Genomic DNA, 16,631 nt, shown 5'->3' on the forward strand with positions numbered 1-16,631 from the left:
GCTGTATGACATTCGAGTTCCGGCGCTCTCGATATCGGAAGATGTGGTTCGCGCCGGGCGGATCGGTCGTTCTGCTGGCCTTTGGGCGTGGGTGTGGGCCCGCAGCCGGTGGCTGCGGGCCTTTCCCGTGTTCGATTGTCTACGCCGCGAACGGCAACGGTTGGTGCAGGTTGTTGCGCCTGGGTTTTCGGCGTTTGTCCAGGAACACCGGTGGCAGGAATTCGGGGAGGCCGTCGGCGGCGATGCGGACTTGCCAGCCGGAGCGGTGCAGGAGCCGGTGGTGATGAGCGCACATCAGCACCATGTTGCCCAGCTCGATGGGGCCGCCGTCAGCCCAATGCCGGACGTGGTGACCTTGACAGTGCCGGGGTGGACGATGACAGCCCGGGAAGGCGCAGCCGCGGTCGCGCAGGTACAGCGCGCGGCGGATTCCGGGCGGGACCAGGCGGCGTTGCCGTCCGAGGTCGAGGGGTTCGCTCTTGCCGCCCAGCACCGTGGGGATGAGCATGCAATCACACGCGTGGATCCGGGCTTCGGCCGCGGACAGCGTGCCCAGGTCACCGAGGATGGCCCGGCCAACGCCGGACTTCAAGTCCTCCAGCGAGACCGCCACCATCACGTGGGCTCGTTCGCCGGCCTGCATCGGCAGGTCCGGGGAGTTCAACGCGAGGTCGATGGCGTCGGAGAAGGCGTCGCCGTAGCGTTCCTGCGGCGAGCGAAGGTCGGGCCCTTCGTCGGTGGCGCGGCGCTGGGCGAGCGAATCCAGTAGGGCACTGGCGCGGGAGCCGGTCTCGTCGTCGAACCTACCGTTCAACTCCCACACCCCGGTTCTCTTGCGACGCAACGACAGCTCGCGAGAAGGAGTAGCCGGTTCGGTGGTGTCGGGTTCGGCGCCGTCGGGGTCGAGGTGGGCCAGGATCCGCGCACCCAAAGCGGCGACTTGCTTGTGTCCGGCTTCGGAGGCGAAGGACAGCAGATGCTGCTCGGCGTCGTCGCGATGCTCGGGCGAAAGTTGAGTCACTACACCGATGATGGTGTCGATCATCGGGGTCCTCAGACGGCCCTCGAGAGCAGCAGCGCCGGTAGCGGGAGCAGCGGCGGGCGCAGGGCTGCCGTCGAGGTTCCGGCCGGGCGTAAGAGCCCGAGCCCGCTTCACGACAGACTCAGCGGCAGCTTTGGGAACATCGGCGAGGTGTTCGAAAAGCCGCGCCACAGAACGGTATCCGAAGAGTTCCATCACCCCGCGCGACTCGATTTCCACGAGCAGCGCACCGATTTCAGCCTCGGCAGACCGCACCACAGTGAGCAGCCCGGAGATGCGGTCGGCCAGGGCCACCGCATCCGCTCGCATCACCGCTTCGCTGTCCACACACCAAGATTACCGGCCCACGAACGCATGTTCATCACTCGATCAGGTGGAAGCGGCAGAGCGGCAGGGGCACCGTAGCGCGGGGAATCGGCGCTCCAGCACCGAGCGGAAAGCCACAACAAGAAGCGCCGATTTCCACGCCCCGGCGAAGCCGCATCTTGAAGACCCGACCACCCGAGGATGAGCGCAAGCCCACCCCGACGGCGTGCCGCGGTGCAAAGCCCACCCCCGATGCAGCATACTGCTCGAAACGGCAGCCAACAGCGCAACCTCGTGCGCGATAGGCCGCTGAGAGTCAAAGCTAGGAGTACCGTCGATGGCCCGGCACGAACGGTTGAGCACCCTGCTGGACATGCTGGGGCAGCGGGAAAAGATCGACGTCGAGGACGTCGCCGCGGAGCTGGACGTCTCCGCCGCCACCATCCGGCGGGACCTCGACCACCTCGCCGAACAGCAGCTGCTCACGCGCACGCGCGGGGGCGCCGTCGCCAATGATCTCGCCTACGACCTGCCCCTGCGCTACAAGACCGCGAGGCACGTCCCCGAGAAACAGCGGATCAGTGCCGCCGCCGCTGCCTTCGCCGCGAAAGGGATGGTCGTCGGCCTCAACGGCGGGACCACCACCGCCGGGGTCGCGCGCGCCCTCGCCATCCGGTCCGACCTGGGCGGCCGGGGGGACGCGTACGGGATCACCGTCGTCACCAACGCGCTGAACATCGCGCACGAGCTCGCGGTGCGGCCGAACGTCAAGATCGTCGTCACCGGCGGGGTCGCGCGGCCGCAGTCGTTCGAACTGAGCGGGCCGCTGGCCACCCGCGTGCTCAGCGAACTCACCATCGACCTGCTGTTCCTCGGTGTCGACGCCTTCGATCCCCAAGCCGGCGCCTTCGCCCACCACGAGGGGGAGGCCAGCATCAACCGGCTGATGGTCGAACGCGCCGAGCGCGTGGTCGCCGTCGCCGACGGCTCGAAGCTGGGCCGGCGCGCCTTCGCCCGGATCTGTGAGACGACGCAGGTGCACGCCCTGGTCACGGACACCGACGCCGACCCCGAGGCCGTGCGGGCCTTCGAAGCCGCCGGGGTCGAGGTCCAGGCCGTCTGATTCAGCGCGCGAGCGCCAGGGCCGCGGTCAGCGCGCGGTGGCCGGCCGCGGTCGGGTGGACGTCGCAGCCGCCGGTCGGCAGCTTGATCAGCAGCCCCGCCGCGCACGGGTCGCCGCCCGCGCGCAGGGACGCCAGGAAGAACGCCGTGAAGCCGTCCGCGATCTTGCCGTGGTAGCGACGGGTCACCTGCGTCAACGCCGCGTCGATCGCTTTGACCTGCGAGACCTGCGTCGGGTCGCGGTAGTCGAGCGAGTAGTACGACACCAGGACCAGGTCGCCGCGGTAGTGGGCGCGCACCGCGGAGAGGATCGCCGCGAGGTTGCGGCTGACCTGGCTCAACGCGGCCTGGAAGGAAGCGCCGGTGCAGTGGTCCGGCGTCGTGTCCTGGCACAGGAACATGTCGTTCGCGCCGATGGTCAGCGTCACGAGCCGGGTGTCCCGGTGGGTCCGCAGGTACTGCACGGCGTAGTCGATCTGGGCGCCCGCATACGAAACGTGCAGGGGGTACGCCAACCGGTAGCCGTTCTCGCAGCCGTTGCTCGGCGCGCTGACGGCCAGCAGGCTTCCGGTCGTTTCTCCAGGGCAGGACGCATTCGCGAGCCGGAGCCCGCGCAGTGACGCGTATTTCTCCGCGTAGCCGCTGAAGTTGGCCGCGTTCAGGTAGGCCGCGCCCGCGTCGGGCCGGTAACCGAACGCGACGGAATCGCCGAGCGCGAGATACCCGCCGTGGCGAGAAGACGCTTCCGCCGGTGCCGTGAGAAGCGAACTCGCCACGACGACTGCCGCGGCCATGACGAAGAATCGACGAAGCATCCTCGGCTCCTTCCCCCGCGACGTCGCGGTGGCCGGAACGATTGTGCCTCGTTCCGGCCACCCGGCGGAAGCGTCAGAAGCCGATCGCCGACGGCGGTTTCGGCCCGGCGACCCGGGCTTCGGCCGCGCCCGGCTCGACCGCCGCGCAGTGCGTGCCGCGCGCCGGCAGCTTGCCGCTGATCAGGTAGGCGTCGGTCGCCTTGATGACGCACGGGCTGTTCTTGAAGTACGCGCCGTGGCCCCAGCCGTCGTAGGTGAGCAGCGTGCTGCCGCTCTGGCGGGCCGCGGCCCGCGACCACGCGTACGGTGTCGCGGGGTCGTACTCGCTGCTCACCATCAGCAGCGGCGGCGCGCCGTGCACCTGCAGCGGGTGCTGGGTGTTGCTGGTCCGGTCGGGCCAGCCGATGCAGCCGGTGATCGCCTGCCAGCCCAGGGAGTTGACCTTGACGTCCGGCGCGAGTGCCGCGGCCGTCCGGCGGTAGGCCTCGAGCTCGGCGTAGTTGTGCACCGGCAGCTTCCAGTCATCGCAGAACACGCTCTGGAACACGGTGTTGACCGGGATGTCTTCCTTCAGCCGCGCCGACGCGGCCGGCTGGGTGCCGCCGGCCAGCGACTCGAGGACCGTCGCCAGCCTGTCCCAGCTCGGGCCGTAGAAGGAGCTCTGGAAGATCGACGCCAGCGAAAGCGGCGTGATGACCTCCTCGCTCTGCGGATCCTTCAGCTCACCGCGTGCGGCCTTGTCCTGCAGGCCACGCGTCAGCTTCGAGACGTCCTGGCCGTGCAGCGCGCAGCTCGGCGTCCGGTCGCACCAGGCGGCGAACTCGCCGAACTCCGCCTGCACCGACTGCGTTTCGCTGTTCAGGAAGTCCCACGCGGTGAACTGCGAGTGGTCCATGTTGCTGTCCAGCACGAGCGCGCGGACCTTGTCCGGGAACAGCTCGGCGTACTGCTGGCCCATCAGCGTGCCGTAGGAAACCCCGTAATACGTCAGCTTCTTCTCGCCGAGCGCGGCGCGGATGGCGTCCATGTCCCGCGCGACGCTCTCGGTGTCGCCGAACCGGCCCAGCGGCCCGGAAAGCCGGTTGCAGCTTTCGCCGAGCTTCCGGTTGTACGCCGCGAGCTGCTCGAACTCGGCCTGGTTGCGCGGAACCTGCGGGTGGTCGGCGATGACCTCGTCGAGCCCGCACTTGATCTGCGTGCTGTCGCCGACGCCGCGCGGGTCGAAGCCCACGGTGTCGAAGCGCTCGGTGATCTCCGGCGAGAGCGTCCAGCCGCCCTTGACCTCACCCGCGCCCGGCCCGCCGGGGCCGCCCGGGTCCATCAGGACCGACCCGATGCGCGCCTGCGGATCCGTGGCTTTCCGCCGGGCGAGCGCGATGCTCGCCGTGCCCCGGTCCGGGTGCGCCCAGTCGATCGGCACGGTGACCGCGCCGCACTCCACGCCGGGCGCGTCCGCGCACGGCTTCCAGTCGATCGACGGTGCGGCCGACGCCGGCGCCGCCGCCAGCAGGCTCCCCACTACCGCCGCTGCCGCCGCGACCGTGGCCAACCGCTTCGATACCCCCGACATTGCCAGCCCTTCCCCTTACCGACAGTGGTTGATCGGCTCCAGGAAATCACCAAACCGGTGATCGCGCCAGGTTCCCAGGTGAATCACCCCGGGACGTCCACTGTGGACGATCGCTCGGCGTGCCGGAGCCACGCCGCCGCCACCGTGCCGAGCACACAGACGCCCCCCAAGACCCCGAACGCCCAGCCGAACCCGGTCGCCGGGCCGGCGACGAGCCCGCGGGACAGCACGATCACGCACAACGCGCCCCCGGCCGCGCCGCCCACGCGCATGACGATGTTGACCAACGCCGTCGCGTGGCCCAGTTCGGCCGCGTCGACCGACGCGTAGGCCGCGGTCGAGGCGGGCATGAGCGACAGCCCGAGCCCCGCGCCGCGGACCACGAGCAGCACCTGGACCAGCCACATCGGGGTGTCCGGGCCGAGCCACGGTAGCGGGACGGTGCTCGCCAGCACCACCACCGAACCGGTGAGCGAGACGGTGCCGCCGCCGTAGCGATCGGTCAGTCGCCCGGCCACGAGCACGAACACCGTGGTGGCCAGGCCCATCGGCGCGAGCAGGACACCGGCCTCGGCGGGCCCGGCGCCGAGCCGGACCTGGAACCACAGCGGCAGCAACAGGACCGCGCCGAACATCCCGGCGCCGGCCAGCAGGACGGACGCCAGCGCCGAGCCCAGCACGGGCCGCGCGGCCAGCCGCAGGTTCAGCACCGGGTGCCGCACGCGCAGCGAACGCCGGACGAACACCGCGAGCGCGAGGACGCCGACCGCCGCGAACAGCGCGTCGCGCTCGGCGAGCGTGTAGACCAGGAGCGGCAGGCCGAGCGAGATGAGCAGCAACCCCGGCCAGTCCATCGGCGGCGGCCGCTCGCGGTCGCCGCGCGGGACGTACCGCAGCGCCAGGCCGAACGCGACCAGCCCGATCGGCAGGTTGAGCCAAAACAGCACCGGCCACGAGAAGTGCGCGAGCAGGAACCCGCCGACGCTCGGCCCGACGACCGGTGCCAGCCCGACCACGAGTCCCAGCGTGCCCATCGTGCGGCCGAGGCGTTCCGGTCCGACGGCGAGCCCGATCACCGTCTGCCCGGCGGTGACCATGACGCCGGTGGCCATGCCCTGCAGCGTGCGGAAGGCGATCAGGGTGCCGGCGTCCGGCGCGAGGGCGCAGGCCACCGACGTCAGGAGGAACGCCGCCAGTGCCCAGAGCCACAGCCTGCCGGCGCCGAGCCTCTTCACCAGCCACGGGGTCAGGGGGAGGGCGGCGGAAAGGCCGAGCAGGAACGCCGTCGCCACCCACTAGATTTCGATGAGGCTGACCCCTAGTCGCAGCCTCATCGACTCCAGTCCGACCGCGACGATCGAGCCGTCCATGTTGCCCAGGAAGCCGCCGAGCGCCATGACGCCGGAAGCGATCCAGACCGCGCGCGGGATGGGAGGAGCTGTCATGGTGCCGACGGTAGAAGTTCGAGGAAGGTTGAGGTCAAGGATCGAGCAGCCCCCGTTTTCCACGCTAGCCGAGGGCACCGACAGTACCGACCTGCCGCTCGAGCAGTTCCGGCGTCAGCTTGACGCCGTCGTAGCGGACGGTCGCGTGCCGCTCCAGCCACTCGCGCGCCCCGCGCTTCTCCACCGGTCGGCCGCCTCGGCGCGCCGGACGATCTCCCACTGGTCGATCTCCTCGACGTCGACGCCGAACTGGCGCTGCCACTGGTCGGTGTTGGCCACGGCCGTGGTCATCCCCATCGGCCGCCCGCCGATCCGGCCGAACGTGCTGCCGCGCAGCTTCGCCACCGCGGCCGCGCCGGCGGCCCGTACCCCGATCGCGGCGACGACGTCCGGCGGAGAACCCCAGAGACGCGTGTGCTGCCGCCCGATCTGGTCGAGCGCGCCGCCCGCGGCGAGCATCCCGACCATGCCGGGCTGCACCGGGTCGAGGTGCGCCACCAGGACCAGCGGCCCGCTGAGCGCGCCCGCGGCGAGCATCGTGAAGTGCGGGAACGCCCAGACGCAGTAGTGCAGCACGGTCAGGTCCACCCCGGCCGCCTCGAGCTCGCGCGCGACCGACGTCGCCGGCGTGTTGGCCGACACCGGCGCCGAACCACGGACGACCTCGTGGCCCCCTGAGCCGAGCGCCGTGACCAGCTGGCCTTCAGTCTCACGGACGAAGTCCGCGATTCCTTTGTGGACGTGGTCGCGGCCGTCGGAGAGGGAAATGACGCCGATGCGAGGCATCAGCGATTGCCCTTCGCGTACACCTCGGCGGCGTTCGCCTGGGTGACGAGCTGCGTCGGCAGCATCTGCGTCTTCGCGGGCTTGGCGCAGTCGATGAGAATGCTCTTCGCGGACGCCACGGCCTCGCGCCCGCCCGTCGGGTAGACGAACGTCGCCGCGAGGCGCCCGGCTTCGACCGCCTTGATGCCGCCGGACGGGATGGGCAGCCCGTCGATGCCGATGAACTTGATCTTCTGGTCCAGACCCGCGGCTTTCGCGGCGAGGTAGGCACCTTCGGCCATCGGGTCGTTCTGCGAGTAGACGGCCTGGATCTCCGGGTGGGACTTGAAGATCGCGTCCGCCTGCTGCTGGCCCTTCTCGCGCAGCCAGTCACCGTCCACAGTGGTCACGATGTCGATGCCTCGGCCTTCGATTCCCTTCGCGAAGCCGTCTTGGCGCTCCTTGGCCGGCGTGGACCCGGCGAGCCCGCGGATCTCGGCGATCTTGCCGCCCCGCGGCAGGACCTTGCCGGCCAGGTACTGCCCGGCCTGCCGCCCGATGTCGACGTTGTCGGCGCCGATCCACTGCGTGTACGCGTCGCCGTCGACCTTGCGGTCCAGCACCAGCACCGGGATGCCCTTGTCGTAGGCCTTCTTGACGACCGCGGTCAGCGGCGTGGCCTCGTTGGGGCTGATGATCAGCAGGTCGATCCGCTGGGTCAGGAAGTTCTCGACGTCGGCGACCTGCTTCGCGTTGTCCTGCTGCGCGTCGGCGAAGTTGACGGTGAACTGCGGGTACTGCTTCGCCGCGCGGGCGATGTCGTCGTCCATCTGCTTGCGGTACGGCTCGGCGACGTTGGCCTGGCTGACCCCGATGGTGTACTTCCCTTCGGCGCCCTTGCAGGCCGCCGCGGACGTCGACGCGCCTTGCCCCGAGTTCTCGTGCGTGGTGCCGCAGGCGGCCAGGATCAGGACGAGCGCGGGTAACGCGAAGTGCTTGCCGGACATCTCTTCTTCCCCTCTACGGTGTCGGACGCAGTCGCTGCAGGCCCGCGGCGACCACGATGACCAGGCCCTTGATCAGGAGTTGCACGTTGGGGTCGACGCTGTTGAGCGCCAGGATGTTGTTCAGCACGCCCAGGAGCAGCGCGCCGGCGACGGTGCCGGACACCGAGCCGCGGCCGCCGGAGAGCGCGGTGCCGCCGATCACGACCGCGGCGATGGCGTCGAGCTCGTAGCCGCTGCCGTCGTTGGGACTGCCCTGGTTCAGCTGGCCGGCGTGGATGATCCCGGCGAGCGCCGCGAGCAGCCCGCTCAGCCCGTAGACCAGCACCTTGACCCGGGTGATGGCGACGCCGGAGAGGCGCGCGGCTTTCTCGTTGCCGCCGATCGCGTAGACGTGCCGGGCGAACGCGCTGGTGCGCAGGAACGCGATGGCCGCGACGGCCACCACGACGAAGATCACCGCGGGGATGGGCACCAGCCCGTTGAACGTCCGCTCGCCGAGCAGGGAGAACGCGACGGGTGCCTCGCCGGGCCCGTCGCCGTACGCGATGGCGACGCCCTGTCCGCCGGACCAGATCCGGGCGAGCCCGCGCGCGACCTGCAGCCCGGCCAGGGTGACGATGAACGCCTGGATGCCGAACACCGCCGACGCGACGCCCTGCAGCAGCCCGAAGACCAGCCCGGCAGCGAGCACGACGAGCACCGCCGGGAGCACGCCGAAGCCGTCGTTCACCAGCAGCACGGCCGAGCCGACGGCGGCGAGCCCGAGCACCGCGCCGACGGACAGGTCGATCCCGCCGAGGAGGATCACGAACGTCATGCCGATGGCGATGATGCCGATCTCCGAGATGGCGCGGACGACGTTGAACAGGTTTTCGCTGTCGAGGAAGAGCAGCTCACCGTCGTGCGTCGGCGAGAACACGACCGCCGCGACCAGCACGAGTACGAGGCCGAAGAGGCTCTGGAAGCGGAACAGCGTGTCGACGACGGCGGCTCGCCGGGTGGGGATGAACTCGGTGGTGGTCATCGTGCTTCCCCCATCGCCGCGGCGAGCAGCTCGGCTTCGCCGGCGTCGTGCGTGTCGAGCTCACGGCTCGTGCGGCCGTCCTGCAGGACGATGACCCGGTCGCACAGCCCGACCAGCTCGGCGGGCTCGGACGACGCGAGCAATACACCGATGCCGCGGGCGGCCGCGGCGGCCAGCAGCTGGTAGATCTCCGCCTTCGCGCCGACGTCGACGCCGCGGGTCGGCTCGTCGAGCAGCAGCAGCTTCGGCTCGGTCAGCAGCGCCCGGCCGAGCACGACCTTCTGCTGGTTGCCGCCCGAGAGCGTGCCGACCGGGTCGGCGAGCGCGCCTTTCACCCGCAGGTCGGTGAGGACCTTCGTCGTGACGTCGTTCTCGCGCCGGCGGGCCAGGAACCCGGCCGTCGCAAGTCTGTCCACAACGGACAGTGCGGTGTTCGCGCGGACGGAGTGGGGCAGCGCCAAGCCGGCGATCCGGCGGTCTTCCGGCACGAGGGCGAGGCCGAGCCTGACGGCGTGCCGCGGGCTCCTCGGGTGGATTTCTTCGCCGTCGAAGGACAAGTGCCCGTGCCACCGGCCCGGTGTCCCGGCGCCGAAGAGCGTCTCCAGGAGTTCGGTGCGGCCCGAGCCGAGCAGGCCGCCCACGCCGACGATCTCGCCGGCGCGGACGGTGAGCGAGATCCCGGCGGGCTCGCGGCGGCCGGGCCGGTGCCGCCGCGGGCGCAGCGCGAAGTCGTCGAGGCGCAGCAGCTCGCCGCCGGTTTCGCCGTGCTTGCTGTGCCGTTCGTTAGTAACGCGAAACAGCGCCTGGACCGGGCGGCCGATCATCGCCGCCGTGACCTGCCCGGCGGTCAGGTCGCGGGCGGCGAATCCCGCGGCGACGCGGCCGTTGCGCAGGACGGTGGCGCGGTCGGCGATCCGGCCGATCTCCTCGAGCCGGTGGGAGATGTAGACGATCCCGGCGCCGGCGTCGCGGAGCTCGGTGATCACCTTGAACATCCGCTCGACCTCGGCACCGGTGAGCGCGGAAGTGGGCTCGTCCATGACGAGCACGCGCGCGTCCAGGGCGAGGGCCTTGGCGATGGCGACGAGCTGCTGCTCGCCGGTGCGCAGCTCGCCGACGGCGCGCTTCGGGTCGAGCGCGATCCCGGTGCGGGCCAGCAGTTCCCGGGTCTCGCGGTGCATCCGCCGCCGCGCGACCGTGCCGGCCTTCGTGCGCAGCTCTCGGCCGAGGAAGATGTTGGCGGCGACGGAAAGCCCGGGGACGAGGTCGAGCTCCTGCGGGATCATCGCGATGCCGCGTCTTCGCGCGTCGGCCGGGTTGCCGAAGACGGCGGGCTCGCCGTCGATCTCGATCGTGCCGTGGTGATCGGTGACGTCGCCGGAGAGGATCCGCACGAGCGTCGACTTGCCGGCGCCGTTTTCCCCGAGCAGCGCGTGGACTTCCCCGCGGCGCACGGTGAAGTCGACGTCGTCGCAGGCGAGCGTGCCGCCGTAGGCCTTGCGGACGCCGGTCATCGCGACCAGCGGGGTACCCGGCTCTTCCATGACACCCTCGCGCCGGCGGAAGATGGGAGTAATCGATTACTCGACGCTAGGGGTGCCGCGGGGGTGTGTCAAGCGTCACTTCGGGCAGACTCAACGGCGTCCCGCTCAGCGGGTGGAACTGCCTCGGACGATCAGCTGCGCGGCCATCGTCGTCGTGGTCGTCGCGCGGGAGCCGCCGTCGGCGATGCGGTCGAGCAGGAGGCGCGCGGCCAGCCGGCCCATCGCGTGGGCGGGCTGGGCGACGACCGTCAGCGCCGGCGAGATCAGCGTCGCCCACGGCGCGTCGTCGAACGACACGATCCCGACGTCGCGGCCCGACCGCAGGCCCAGTTCCGCCATCACCTGCAGCACGCCGACCGACATCGTGCTGCTGGAGACCAGGAGTGCGTCCGGCGGGTCGGGTTTCGTCAGCAGCTGCGTCGCGGCTTCACGGCCGCCGGTTTCGCGGAATTCGCAGCGGCGCACCAGTCTCGCCGCGTACTTCCGGCCCGCGGCTTGGAGCCCGTCGCGGTAACCGTCGAGCCGGTCGTCCGCCGTCGTGACGCCCGGCGGGCCGGCGATGCAGCCGATCCGCTGGTAGCCCTGGGAAACCAGGTGCCGCACGGCTTCCCGGGCCGCGGCGCGGGAATCGAGGAGCACGGCGTCGCAGTCGGCCGAGCCGAGACGCCGGTCGACCGTCACGATCGGCGTCCGGTGGGTGGTCAGCGGCCGGACGTCGCTGTCGCCGGTGGTCGGCGACATGATCACGCCGGCGAGCCGCTCCTGCGCCGCGACCTCGACGTACCGGCGTTCCTTGGCGGTGTTCTCGTCGGAGTTGCACAGCATCACCGAGTACCCGGCGGCCTGCGCCGCGTCCTCGACCCCGCGCGCGATCGCCGTGAAGAACGGGTTCTCGACGTCGGAGATGATCAGTGCCAGCACCGCCGTCTCGCGGCGGCGCAGGCTGCGCGCCAGGCCGTTCGGCGTGTAGCCCAGCTCTTCCACGGCCCTGGCCACGCGCTCGGCCAGCGCCGGGTCCACAGTGGACTTGCCGTTGAGCGCCCTCGACACGGTCGCGGTCGAGACCCCGGCCAGCGCCGCCACGTCGGAGATCGTCGCCACCGCGTCCTCGTTCGCTCGTTCGTTGACAGTGCTTCCGGCACACCATAGCGTGGTGGTAATCGATTTCCCGCGGTTTGGTCCGTGGAGGGGCGGATGACGGGACTGCTGCTCGGCGTGGACATCGGCACCGCCAGCTCGAAGGGTGTGCTGGTGGACCCCGATGGCGCCGTGCTCGCCCGGTCGGTCCGCGAGCACGCCGTCTCGACGCCGCGGCCGGGCTGGTTCGAGCACGACGCCGAAACGGTCTGGTGGGCGGACTTCACCGGGATCGTCGCCGACCTGCTGCGCGCGGCCGGTGGGCGGCCGCTCGCCGGGCTCGGGATCAGCGGTATCGGGCCGTGCCTCCTGCCGGCTTCCGGCGCGGGCGAACCGCTGCGGCCGGCGATCCTCTACGGCGTCGACACCCGAGCGGGCGAGGAAATCGCCGAGCTGAACGAAGAGTTCGGCGCGGCCGAGATCCTGGCGCGCGGGGGATCGCCGCTGACGAGCCAGGCGGTCGGGCCGAAGGTGCGCTGGCTGGCCCGGCACGAGCCGGACGTCTACGCGCGCACGGAGAAGCTGCTGATGGCCAGCTCGTTCCTGGTGCACCGGCTGACCGGCCGGTACGTCCTGGACCACCACTCGGCGAGCCAGTGCACGCCGATGTACGACCTCGTGGCCGGGGAGTGGGCCAGGGACTGGGCCGAACGCGTCGCGCCGGGGTTGCCGCTGCCGGAGTTGCTGTGGCCGACGGAGGTCGCGGGGGAGGTCACCGCGGCCTCGGCTGCGCTGACGGGGCTGCCCGCGGGACTGCCGGTGACGGCGGGGACGGTCGACGCCTGGGCCGAGGCGGCGAGCGTCGGCGTCCGCGAGCCGGGCGACGTGATGGTCATGTACGGCACGACGATGTTCCTCGTCCAGGTGCTGACGGAGCCGCGTCCGCATCCCGGTCTGTGGGGCACGCGCGGGGTCGTCCCGGGCAGTTTCACGCTGGCGGCGGGCATGGCGACGTCCGGCGCGGTGACCGACTGGTTGCGGAAACTGGTGGGGGCTTCGTACTCGGATCTCGCCGCGGAGGCGGCTTCGGTGCCGGCGGGGAGCCGCGGGCTTCTCTTGTTGCCGTACTTCGCGGGGGAGCGGACGCCGCTGTTCGACCCGGACGCGCGGGGTGTGCTGGCCGGGCTGACGACTTCACACGGCCGGGCCGAGATCTACCGCGCGGCGCTGGAGGGGACCGCTTACGGCGTGCGGCACAACCTGGAGGCGATGGCTGCCGCCGGCGGTGCGGCGGGGCGGCTGGTCGCGGTCGGGGGCGGGACGAAAGGTGGTCTGTGGACGCGCATCGTTTCGGACGTGACCGGGTTGCCGCAGCAGATCCCGGCGGAGACGATCGGCGCGTGCCTGGGTGACGCGCTGCTCGCGGCGGAGGCGGTGGGGATGGACGCCGCTCGCGGGAACCCGATCGCCGCGACGGTGACGCCGGACCCTGGGAATCGCGAGCGGTACGAGGGGTTCTACCGGCACTACCGGTCGCTGTACGAGGCGACGGCGGAGACGGCGCACTTCCTGGCGGAGCACCAGCGCGCGGCGACGTCCTGACCAGCGTCGTGAGTGAGAAACAGGGTTAGAACACGGTTTCTCGCCCACGACCGCATCGCACGGGCAAGCCTTGCCCACCCAACGGGTGATGTGTTATGCATGAGTGATGCATGAGTCCCGGCTGGCGAACCTCCTCGGCGCGACGGTCCTCACCCTGTCCGACCGGATGACCGCCGCTGCCGCGGCGGCGGCCGGGGTCAGCCTCAGCGGGACCGCCGCCCTCGTCGTCCTCACCGAGTTCCCCGGGCTCGGCGGCACCGATCTCGGCCGGCGGATCGGGCTCAGTCAACCCGCCGCCGCCCGCATGCTCGACCAGCTCGAAGCCCGCGGGCTCGTCGAGCGCCAGGACAAGCAGGGCCGCGCCGTCGCCATCGTGCTCACGCCGGACGGCCGCGCGGCCGCGAAGCGGGCTCTCGAAGCGCGGCAAGAAGTCCTGGTGAGAGCGCTGCACGCGGTGCCTGACCAAGCGAAGCTCGAACCGGTGCTCGAGCAGCTGCTGCGCGGCCTTCACGGCGAAGTCCGCGAAGGCGACCTCATGTGCCGGCTCTGCGACCGCCCTGGCTGCGTCGCGAACCAGGAGATCTGCCCGGTCGGCCAAGCGGAACGCGAACTCGGGAGGTCCTGATGGGGAACGTCCTCGCGCTGATCTCCGCTCTGTGCTTCGGAATCACGCACTTCGTCAGCGGGCTGGCTTCCCGCCGCGCGCCCGGGATGACCGTTTCTCTCTACGCCCAGATCGCGGGCACCGTCGTCACCGTCCCATTGGCCATCGGCTCCGGAACGCCGACGGCGGCCGCGCTCGGGTGGGGTGCGCTCTCCGGCGCGGGCACCGGCGTCGGCGTCGCCTTCCTCTACCGCGCCATGGGCAAGGGCGCGATGAGCCTCGTCGTGCCCGCGAGCGACGTCGCCGCCGTGGTGCTCCCGGTCCTCTTCGGACTGCTCCTGTTGGGGCAACGGCTCTCGCCCGCCGCCGTCGCCGGGGTCTGCTGCGCCATTCCCGCGTTGTGGCTGGTCTCCCGGGGAACGCGCGAAAAACGTACCGGGGCGGGCATTCCGGACGCCTTCGTCGCGGGGCTCGGGTTCGCGGTGCAGTTCGTCGCGCTGTCGCGGATCCCCGCCGAAGCCGGGTTCTGGCCGGTCGTGATCAGCCGCGCGGTGTCGGTGGTGGCCATCGCCGGCCTGGTCACCGCGACGCGGGCGCCGTGGCGGCTGCCGGCCCGGCTGCTCGGGCCCGCGGCGTTCGCCGGGGCGTGCGGCAGTGCCGCGATCGTGCTCTACCTGCTCGCCGCGCAGCACCAGCAGCTCGCGGTCGCCACCGTGCTGGCCGCGCTCTACCCCGCGGTGCCGGTGCTGCTGGCGCTGGTCTTCCTGCGGGAACGGCTGAGCCGCGCCCAGGTGGCCGGCCTGCTCGGCGCCGGTGCGGCGATCGCGCTCGTGTCACTCGGCTGACCGGCGGCCGCGCCCCCGCCGGCCCGGGACCGCACCCCGGTGGTGCTCCAGCGCCGCCACCGACTGAGTGACCTGCTCGAAGCTCGGCAGCGCGTGCACGTTGGCCACGAGCGTCATGTCCTTGCGCGGGATCTCCACGAAGCACACCTCGATGCCGGACCCCGCCGCGTGCGTGGCCACCTCGGCGCGCCAGCTTTCCAGATCGTGCTCGTCGCCGAGCCATTCGTGCAGGTAGACGCACCACTTGCCGCGCAGCAGCTCGCCGGCGATCGCTTCCAGCCCGACCAGGTACGGCTCGGTCACCCGGTCGTCCATGACCGTCCCCGAGAACACCAAGGCACCGCTTCCCTCCTGCCCCCCGGTGGTGACCCATACCACCGGAAAGCGCTATCCCGGTGACAGCCTCCCCGCCGTGCCCGAGCAGCGCGAACCCCCGCGACCGATGTCGGCACTCCGGGGACGGCGCAAACATACCGACGGATTTGGCGCACAGCAACCATTTCCCTGTATGCCGAGGTCCGAAACGTCGAGCGTGCACCGCTCGCGTGCGGATGCACGTGCCGATCACCGGCCGGCATTTGAATATTCACCGAAAGGAAACGACGAACGCCGCTTCGACGCGACCTACGTCGTCGGCGATTGCTCTCTGCAAGATGCAATCCCGGGAGGCGGCGCACGCTCGACGCGGTGAAGATCGCCGAGGGATATGCCCGCCCAGGACGGCGCGACGACCGTCCTGGGCAAGAACACGCGGACCGGCCCGGCTTATCCGGCGACGCCGTGCCGGGTGTTCGCGACCTCCGTCCCGCTGGCCGCGGGCAAGGAGGTCGTGGTGGTGACGCTGCCGTCGAACTCGGCGCTGCACGTGTTCGCCGCGAGCGTCGCCTGAAGGAGGTTCGGCGATCCACCGAAGTAGGCGCCGTCCGTGACGTACACCGCGTCGTCGCGGACGGCGATCGCCGTCGGGTTCGCCAGGCCATCCGAAGTGGACAGAATCGGATGAGTTCCGTTGCGGTCGACCGCGACCACCCGGTTCTCCTGGTTGATCGCGGCGATGACGGTGCCGCCGTGGAAGGCGAAGTCGTCGACCGGCCCGAGGCCCGTCGCGACCACCCGCCCGGGCCCGCCGGTGAGCGGGAACCGGACCAGCGTGCCGCGGTCCAGGTTGGACACCCAGACCGCGCCGGCGTGGACCTTGATGCCGTTGGCGCCGAAGCCGTTCACCGGCGCGAGCAGCTCGCCGGTCGCGAAGGCGGTGACACGGCCCCGTGAGACTCGCCAGATCGTGGAGCCGAACGAGTCGGCGACGAACAGGTCGCCGGTGGCCGGGTCGCGCGCGACGCCGTTCTGGAACCCGGCCGGCGGCAGCGCGGCCATCTGGACCGGCGCGGTTCCGGGCCGCACCCGGTAAAGCCCGGTCGCCGCGGTGCCGGTCGAGACGGCGACGTACAGGTCGCCGCCGGGCGCCCGGACGATGCCGCCGAGGAACAGTTTCTGGTGGACGACCGGGACATCGCCGTCGGCCGGCACCGGAATGCGGGCGATGACACTGACGCGTCCGCCGGGCGTGACCCGGCCGATTTCGCCGGTGTAGGCGAAGGTGAGGTCGGCGGAGCCGCCGGGCTCCAGGGCGATGTTTTCCGGCTGCTGCCCCGTGGCGAGGTCGAGGGGAACGATCCTCGACGCCGCCAGCGCGGGTGTGGCCGGTGACGCGAAGACGGCGGCCGCGGCCAGCACGACGCCGATCTGCTTGATGCGCAAGGAGAACTCCAGTTGACGAAGGGAACGGCGAAAAGAACCCCAGATCGCCGTGCCTTCGACGGTAGGCCGGGTGCGCCCCGGCCACCAATAGCTCAGGCTGGG

General features: G+C 71.2%; 16 protein-coding genes. 4 read left to right on the forward strand and 12 right to left on the reverse strand.

Translation table 11 applies throughout. From position 1 onward, the window contains the following. Positions 1-139: 139 nt before the first annotated feature. Positions 140-1,369: a DUF222 domain-containing protein gene (locus tag AB0N03_RS01570; RefSeq protein WP_364363630.1), complete on the reverse strand. Its 1,230-nt coding sequence runs from the start codon at positions 1,367-1,369 to the stop codon at positions 140-142. A 316-nt stretch (positions 1,370-1,685) separates the two neighbouring features. On the opposite strand from AB0N03_RS01570, the gene AB0N03_RS01575 reads away from it, so the two are divergent. After that, a complete protein-coding gene (locus tag AB0N03_RS01575; RefSeq protein ID WP_364363633.1) occupies positions 1,686-2,471 on the forward strand; it encodes a DeoR/GlpR family DNA-binding transcription regulator in 786 nt (261 codons plus the stop codon). Position 2,472: 1 nt separating this feature from the next. Here AB0N03_RS01575 and AB0N03_RS01580 read toward each other — a convergent pair whose 3' ends face one another. From AB0N03_RS01580 to AB0N03_RS01620, 9 genes are all read right to left on the reverse strand, one after another. Next, entirely contained in the window at positions 2,473-3,285 is an 813-nt protein-coding gene (locus tag AB0N03_RS01580; RefSeq protein ID WP_364363636.1) for an SGNH/GDSL hydrolase family protein, read from the reverse strand. Between the two features lie 73 nt (positions 3,286-3,358). Continuing rightward, a complete protein-coding gene (locus AB0N03_RS01585; RefSeq protein WP_364363639.1) occupies positions 3,359-4,855 on the reverse strand; it encodes an alpha/beta hydrolase in 1,497 nt (498 codons plus the stop codon). A gap of 83 nt (positions 4,856-4,938) precedes the next feature. Further along, on the reverse strand, positions 4,939-6,147 hold the full coding sequence (locus AB0N03_RS01590; protein ID WP_364363642.1) for an MFS transporter: 1,209 nt from the start codon (positions 6,145-6,147) through the stop codon (positions 4,939-4,941). A 3-nt stretch (positions 6,148-6,150) separates the two neighbouring features. Continuing rightward, positions 6,151-6,300 (reverse strand): hypothetical protein, encoded by a 150-nt coding sequence (locus tag AB0N03_RS01595; RefSeq protein ID WP_364363644.1) that lies wholly within the window; start codon positions 6,298-6,300, stop codon positions 6,151-6,153. A 114-nt stretch (positions 6,301-6,414) separates the two neighbouring features. Next, positions 6,415-7,086 (reverse strand): hypothetical protein, encoded by a 672-nt coding sequence (locus AB0N03_RS01600; protein ID WP_364363646.1) that lies wholly within the window; start codon positions 7,084-7,086, stop codon positions 6,415-6,417. Beyond that, positions 7,086-8,072 (reverse strand): substrate-binding domain-containing protein, encoded by a 987-nt coding sequence (locus tag AB0N03_RS01605; protein WP_364363649.1) that lies wholly within the window; start codon positions 8,070-8,072, stop codon positions 7,086-7,088. Before AB0N03_RS01605 ends, AB0N03_RS01600 begins: the two co-directional genes overlap by 1 nt. A gap of 13 nt (positions 8,073-8,085) precedes the next feature. After that, positions 8,086-9,096, reverse strand: a complete 1,011-nt coding sequence (locus AB0N03_RS01610; RefSeq protein WP_364363652.1) for an ABC transporter permease — start codon at positions 9,094-9,096, stop codon at positions 8,086-8,088. Further along, a complete protein-coding gene (locus tag AB0N03_RS01615) occupies positions 9,093-10,640 on the reverse strand; it encodes a sugar ABC transporter ATP-binding protein (protein ID WP_364363655.1) in 1,548 nt (515 codons plus the stop codon). Before AB0N03_RS01615 ends, AB0N03_RS01610 begins: the two co-directional genes overlap by 4 nt. 105 nt (positions 10,641-10,745) lie before the next feature. Further along, entirely contained in the window at positions 10,746-11,741 is a 996-nt protein-coding gene (locus AB0N03_RS01620) for a LacI family DNA-binding transcriptional regulator (protein ID WP_364363658.1), read from the reverse strand. A 93-nt stretch (positions 11,742-11,834) separates the two neighbouring features. On the opposite strand from AB0N03_RS01620, the gene AB0N03_RS01625 reads away from it, so the two are divergent. The 3 genes from AB0N03_RS01625 to AB0N03_RS01635 all read left to right on the forward strand — a co-directional run bounded on the left by AB0N03_RS01625 (position 11,835) and on the right by AB0N03_RS01635 (position 14,768). Next, entirely contained in the window at positions 11,835-13,319 is a 1,485-nt protein-coding gene (locus AB0N03_RS01625; protein ID WP_364363661.1) for an FGGY-family carbohydrate kinase, read from the forward strand. A gap of 106 nt (positions 13,320-13,425) precedes the next feature. Then, complete coding sequence (locus AB0N03_RS01630; RefSeq protein WP_364363664.1) at positions 13,426-13,944, forward strand: MarR family transcriptional regulator; 519 nt, start codon at positions 13,426-13,428, stop codon at positions 13,942-13,944. Further along, positions 13,944-14,768 carry a DMT family transporter gene (locus tag AB0N03_RS01635; protein ID WP_364363667.1) on the forward strand — a complete coding sequence of 275 codons (825 nt, stop codon included), beginning with the start codon at positions 13,944-13,946 and terminating at the stop codon, positions 14,766-14,768. Before AB0N03_RS01630 ends, AB0N03_RS01635 begins: the two co-directional genes overlap by 1 nt. Here the strand turns inward: AB0N03_RS01635 and AB0N03_RS01640 are convergent. Continuing rightward, complete coding sequence (locus tag AB0N03_RS01640; protein WP_364363669.1) at positions 14,757-15,083, reverse strand: hypothetical protein; 327 nt, start codon at positions 15,081-15,083, stop codon at positions 14,757-14,759. The genes AB0N03_RS01635 and AB0N03_RS01640 overlap by 12 nt on opposite strands. A 450-nt stretch (positions 15,084-15,533) precedes the next feature. Beyond that, entirely contained in the window at positions 15,534-16,529 is a 996-nt protein-coding gene (locus tag AB0N03_RS01645) for a hypothetical protein (RefSeq protein ID WP_364363672.1), read from the reverse strand. Positions 16,530-16,631: the final 102 nt, after the last annotated feature.

Source organism: Amycolatopsis sp. NPDC051061, from assembly GCF_040682935.1.
GTDB lineage: Bacteria > Actinomycetota > Actinomycetes > Mycobacteriales > Pseudonocardiaceae > Amycolatopsis.